Consider the following 5,145-nt stretch of genomic DNA (forward strand, 5'->3'; position numbering starts at 1 on the left):
TTAAATTCACAATTCGGTTTAACCTGTTGTTTAAGCAATTAGAGTAAAAACAATATGCCAATCCAGGAAAATTATCAGAGCACGGTCGCTGTGGCTGAAACCCAATCTCAAGAAGCTGTTTCAGCGCCACAAACCTCTCTTACGGTGACAGATATCCAAGCCTGGTTAATCAAACACTTGGCAACCTCTCTGGAAATGAGTCCAGAAGAGATTGATATCGATGTGGATTTTATTGACTACGGAATGAATTCTGTAGAGGTCGTTAATATCTCAGGTGAACTGGAGCATTTTCTCGGCCGCCGTTTGGATCCCATGTTGGTTTTAGATTATTCCAATATTCGTGAATTATCAGAGCACCTAGTAGCTGATAATGAGGGCAGTTCAACCTCAACGTCAGCCCTACCCGCAGATGCCGATCAACTCCTATCAAAATTAGATGTTTTGAGTGACGACGAAGTGGATGGCCTGCTGAACTCAATGTTGTCAGAGCATAATGTTGCCCATGAGTAATTCGTCTAATTCCCTGGATCATCTCTCCGCAGAAGAAAAGCGTGAATTGCTGGCAGAATTATTGCAACAGAAAGCAGATGCCGAACCAGAGATTCCTCCCGAACACTATCGTTTCGATCTCTATCCTGAATATCTTCAGCTCAAAGAACAGCAGGCCCAACTGCAGGCAAATGATATCCGCAACCCTTATTTCTCCGTTCACGAAGGGATTGCTCGGGATACAACCTGTATTGATGGCAAAGAGCTGATCAACTTTTCCAGCTACAACTATTTAGGGCTAGCCGGACATCCAACGGTTTCAGATGCAGCTAAACAGGCCATTGATCGCTATGGCACGTCGGTATCAGCCAGCCGCCCCGTTTCTGGAGAGAAACCCTTACACCTCGAACTTGAGCAAGGAATTGCAGACTTTATTGGTGTAGATGACGCCGTTCTCTACGTCGCGGGTCACGGTACCAACGTCACAACCATTGGACATCTATTTGGTCGTAATGACCTGATTCTTTACGATGCCTATAGCCACAACAGTATTTTCCTTGGCTGTATGCTGTCGGGCGCTCGGGCCATGTCCTTTACCCACAATGATGTAGCCGATCTAGAAAGGCTCTTAAAGCAGCATCGTCAGCGCTATCAGCGAGTTCTGGTGGTGATTGAAGGGGTCTACAGCGCCGATGGCGATATTCCTGATTTACCCAAGTTTATTGAACTGAAAGAACGCCACAAAGCTTTTTTGATGGTGGATGAAGCCCACTCGATTGGTGTATTGGGTGAACATGGCCAGGGCATTAGCGAGCATTTCGGCCTTGACCCCAAAACCGTTGATATTTGGATGGGCACCCTCAGTAAGTCCTTTGCCAGCTGTGGCGGGTATATTGCCGGTTCCCAGTCCCTGATTGAATACCTCAAATGCACCGCACCCGGCTTTATCTATAGCATTGGCATTACCCCTGCCAATACAGCTGCGTCTTTGGCGGCGCTGCAAGTTCTAAAGCAAGAGCCCGAACGCGTAGCGCAGCTCCATGCCCGAGCTCAGTTGTTTCTCGATTTGGCCAAAGAGAAAGGATTGAATACTGGCACCAGTCATGGTTCAGCGGTGATTCCGGTGATGGTGGGAGAGACCCTCAAAGCACTCCACCTATCGCAGCAGCTGTTTCACCAAGGCATTAATGTTCAGCCGATGACGTTCCCCGTGGTGCCCCAAAACGAGGCTAGACTCCGCTTTTTCCTGAGCAGCACCCATACGGAAGCGCAAATTCGCCAAACGGTAGATACCCTTGCCGCTGCTCTAGCGCATATAGAGACTGAAATTCCTGCCTAACGCTCTCCATTGAGGCTAAGTAGCAGCGGAACTCTGAACTCTAAAAAATCATAATCGTCTCTGGGATGCGTCTCTGTTTTCTGAGCGATAGAACCCCGAGCAATCACGCTCACGCATTATTTCGCTGCTAGAGTAACAAAAGAGCGCTCATCGAGGTCACCAACATGGCTGAAGTGGTTTGGATCGCACGGCATGGCCATCGACAGGATTATGCGGATTTAGGCTGGCGCAAACAGGCAGACCGTCCTCATGATCCAGGACTTTCAACTGCTGGGGTGGTGGAGGCTCAAGACCTGGCTGAACGTCTGCAATCAGAAGCAATTGAGCATATCGTCGCTTCTCCTTTTTTGCGAACTGTCGTTACCGCTGCCCATACAGCAACGGCGCTTGATTTGCCTATCCAACTCGAAGCGGGACTGGGGGAACATATGAGTTCCAAGCTGTTTAAGCGTCGCCCTGATCCTTTGCCTCTAGATGAAATGGCTGATCGCTTTCCTCAAATTAATCGACACTATGACAGCCAAATTATCCCCCTATTTCCAGAAACGGAAGCTGAGGCGCTTGACCGGGCAGGGCAAGCGATGCAGCACTTGGTAAATGCCTTCTCGGGACCGTTGCTGATTGTCACCCATGAATTGATTGGCAAGGGGGCTGTTTGGGGATTAGTCGAACAACACCCTCCCGTTCGCTTCCCCACCTGTGGGTTAACCAAACTGGTCCATAAACAGGGAGAATGGGACATGGCTTTTACGGGGGACACCTCCTATCTGAGTCAGCCTCGCCATCCCATTCCGGAGATATGGAATTATCTGTTACGACAGATGGTTCATCGCTAGGAGGACCTTCCAGGATTGATTGCTCAGGATTGATTTCTATCGTTGAGGACCATACTTGAGCCAGCAGACGGACTTTAAGCATCACCATGTCATGATTACAGGTGGATCGAGTGGCATTGGTAAAGCCACCGCTTGCCGACTGGCGAGTCTGGGGGCCAATATCACCCTGATTGCCCGCACCCCCAGCCAGCTAGAGAGGGCGGCTCAAGAAATCAAGGCTACACAGACCGAAGTTCAACGCGTGCTAGCGCTCGCTGCCGATGTGGCGGAGAGAGAAGCCTTAACCCAAGCCATCCAAACCGCCACGGACCAATTGGGACCACCCGATATTTTAATCACCGCCGCAGGCATGGCCCGTCCAGGCTATTTTCAAGACGTTTCCCTAGATATTTTTGAGGAAACCATGGCGGTCAACTACTTTGGCACCTTGTATGCGATCAAAGCGGTTTTACCGCTAATGGCGGAGCGTCAGCAGGGACATATTGTGCTGATTTCGTCAGGAGCTGGACTGGTGGGCATATTTGGCTATACTCCCTACAGCCCTAGCAAGTTTGCGCTACGGGGGTTGGCCGAATCTTTGCGGGGAGAACTGAAAGGGACTGGGATTGGCTTGTCGATTGTCTATCCCCCCGATACGGATACACCTCAACTGGTAGCGGAGAATAAAACCAAACCCCCAGAGACAAAAAATATCACGGCCTCTGCGGAAATGTGGCAACCAGAGGATGTGGCTCAAGAGATTGTCAAAGGGATTAAAAACCAACAGTTTGTGGTGGCCCCTGGTTTAGAAATGGGATTATTGGCCAAGCTACACAGCGTTTTGGCCCCAGGGCTGAACTGGTATTTTGATCGGATTGTCACTCAGACTCGATCGCAATCCTCTTAATGGACGCTTCTAATCCCAAAGACCTGAACCGCCTGCAGGAGAGCGATCGCAGTTTTCATGATTGGTATCGCTTTATTTTGTCCTTTCCGCCCCATTTAGTTCGCACCTATATTGATCAATTCGGCTTAACGGCGAATAGCACGCTTCTAGATCCCTTTTGCGGCACCGGGACAACAATTGTGGAAGCCAAGAAGCAGGGTATTCCTGCCGTTGGCACCGAAGCAACGCCCATGTCCTGGTTTGCCTCGCGGACCAAAACCACCTGGACCGTTGACCCGGATCAAGTGCGAGCAGCAGCAGAACGGATTTGCGATCGCCTCTCCACCGACATTACACCTAAAAATACAGCCCACCTAAAAGCACTGGCGCCTGAAGCGCGATCGCTGCTGCTCAAGAACTCCATTGGCGATCTACCCCTCCATAAATGTCTGGTCTTGCGGGATGCGATCGATGCTGAGACCGATCTGCAAATACGACCTCTCCTCCAGCTCGCCCTTGCCCACACCAGCGTGCACACCGCTAGCAACCTCCGATTTGCCCCAGAAGTGAGTATTAGTCGACGGCGAAAACAGGATGCCCCGGTCTTGTCTGCTTGGCATCAACAGGTACAAACTATGACAGCAGATTTAGAATCGGTTCAAGGTCTGCCGCCTCCGACCCCTTGTTATCGCCAGGATGCGAGGGAGTTAACCCGCGTGATTGCACCCGAATCCATTGACGCGGTAATCACCTCTCCCCCCTACCCCAATGAAAAAGACTACACCCGCACCACCCGGTTAGAGTCGGTGCTGCTCGGGTTCCTCCAGGATCCTGCCGACCTTAAATCCTATAAACAGTCGCTGCTTCGCTCCAATACCCGCAACGCTTTTGCGGCGGATCGGGACGATTTATGGGTGGCCCAAACACCGCAAGTCACTCAACTTGCTGCTGCCATCGAGGGCCGTCGCCTAGAATTGGGCAAGGATTCGGGGTTTGAGAAGTTATATCATAGGGTTACCTCCCTCTACTTTGGGGGCATGAAGCGCCATTTTGCGAATTTGCGCCCTCTTTTGAAGCCGGGAGCCCAACTAGCCTATGTGGTGGGTGATCAAGCCTCTTTTCTTCAGGTTTTAATTCGCACTGGAGAGCTGTTGGCGGCCATTGCCGACGAACTAGGCTATACAGTCCGGGACGTAGAGCTATTTCGAACTCGTTTATCCAGTGTCACGGGCGAACAATTGCGAGAAGAAGTCGTTGTGCTGGAATGGCCTGGATATCAGCGGCTGTCCTCTCGCTAATCACAGATGGACCGTGACATGATAGCTACGACCACAACCCAAACCGATCAGGGGTCTCAAGAACAGTGGGCCTTAACCCTTTCGATCATGGGGTCCGCTGTTTTTGCCGTTCTGGGTGGGGTATTTGGACTGTATACCCATTCTGGCGCTATCTTGCTGGACGGGTTTTATTCCCTAATGACCATGACCATGAGCTTTGTTAGTCTCAAAGTGGCAGCTTTAATTCAGGAAGGCCCCAGTCGGCGCTACCAGTTTGGTTATTACGGTTTTGAACCCTTTATCAATACGATTAAAGGCATTATCGTTCTATCGGTTAGT

The 5,145-nt window shown here is 50.6% G+C and carries 6 protein-coding genes; all 6 read left to right on the forward strand.

What is annotated here, in order from left to right; translation table 11 throughout:
- The first annotated feature begins 54 nt into the window (after positions 1 to 54).
- Positions 55 to 510 (forward strand): acyl carrier protein, encoded by a 456-nt coding sequence (locus Q0986_RS17470; RefSeq protein WP_299413425.1) that lies wholly within the window; start codon positions 55 to 57, stop codon positions 508 to 510.
- Positions 503 to 1,828 (forward strand): aminotransferase class I/II-fold pyridoxal phosphate-dependent enzyme, encoded by a 1,326-nt coding sequence (locus tag Q0986_RS17475; RefSeq protein WP_299413428.1) that lies wholly within the window; start codon positions 503 to 505, stop codon positions 1,826 to 1,828. The genes Q0986_RS17470 and Q0986_RS17475 overlap by 8 nt, the downstream gene beginning before the upstream one ends.
- 164 nt (positions 1,829 to 1,992) lie before the next feature.
- Positions 1,993 to 2,664, forward strand: coding sequence for a histidine phosphatase family protein (locus Q0986_RS17480; RefSeq protein ID WP_299413431.1), 672 nt, complete (start codon positions 1,993 to 1,995; stop codon positions 2,662 to 2,664).
- A gap of 91 nt (positions 2,665 to 2,755) precedes the next feature.
- Entirely contained in the window at positions 2,756 to 3,550 is a 795-nt protein-coding gene (locus Q0986_RS17485; protein ID WP_366918618.1) for an SDR family oxidoreductase, read from the forward strand.
- On the forward strand, positions 3,550 to 4,827 hold the full coding sequence (locus Q0986_RS17490; RefSeq protein ID WP_299413436.1) for a DNA methyltransferase: 1,278 nt from the start codon (positions 3,550 to 3,552) through the stop codon (positions 4,825 to 4,827). Before Q0986_RS17485 ends, Q0986_RS17490 begins: the two co-directional genes overlap by 1 nt.
- Positions 4,828 to 4,845: 18 nt before the next feature.
- On the forward strand, positions 4,846 to 5,145 hold a 300-nt coding region (locus tag Q0986_RS17495; protein WP_299413439.1), incomplete at its 3' end, for a cation transporter.

It is taken from the genome of Acaryochloris sp. IP29b_bin.148 (assembly GCF_028285565.1).
Lineage (GTDB): Bacteria > Cyanobacteriota > Cyanobacteriia > Thermosynechococcales > Thermosynechococcaceae > Acaryochloris.

Bases quoted from the DNA above. Each gene is read 5' to 3' on its own strand.
- Q0986_RS17470 (WP_299413425.1), top strand. From the start codon at position 55: ATGCCAATCCAGGAAAATTATCAGAGCACGGTCGCTGTGGCTGAAACC.
- Q0986_RS17475 (WP_299413428.1), top strand. From the start codon at position 503: ATGAGTAATTCGTCTAATTCCCTGGATCATCTCTCCGCAGAAGAAAAG.
- Q0986_RS17480 (WP_299413431.1), top strand. From the start codon at position 1,993: ATGGCTGAAGTGGTTTGGATCGCACGGCATGGCCATCGACAGGATTAT.
- Q0986_RS17485 (WP_366918618.1), top strand. From the start codon at position 2,756: ATGATTACAGGTGGATCGAGTGGCATTGGTAAAGCCACCGCTTGCCGA.
- Q0986_RS17490 (WP_299413436.1), top strand. From the start codon at position 3,550: ATGGACGCTTCTAATCCCAAAGACCTGAACCGCCTGCAGGAGAGCGAT.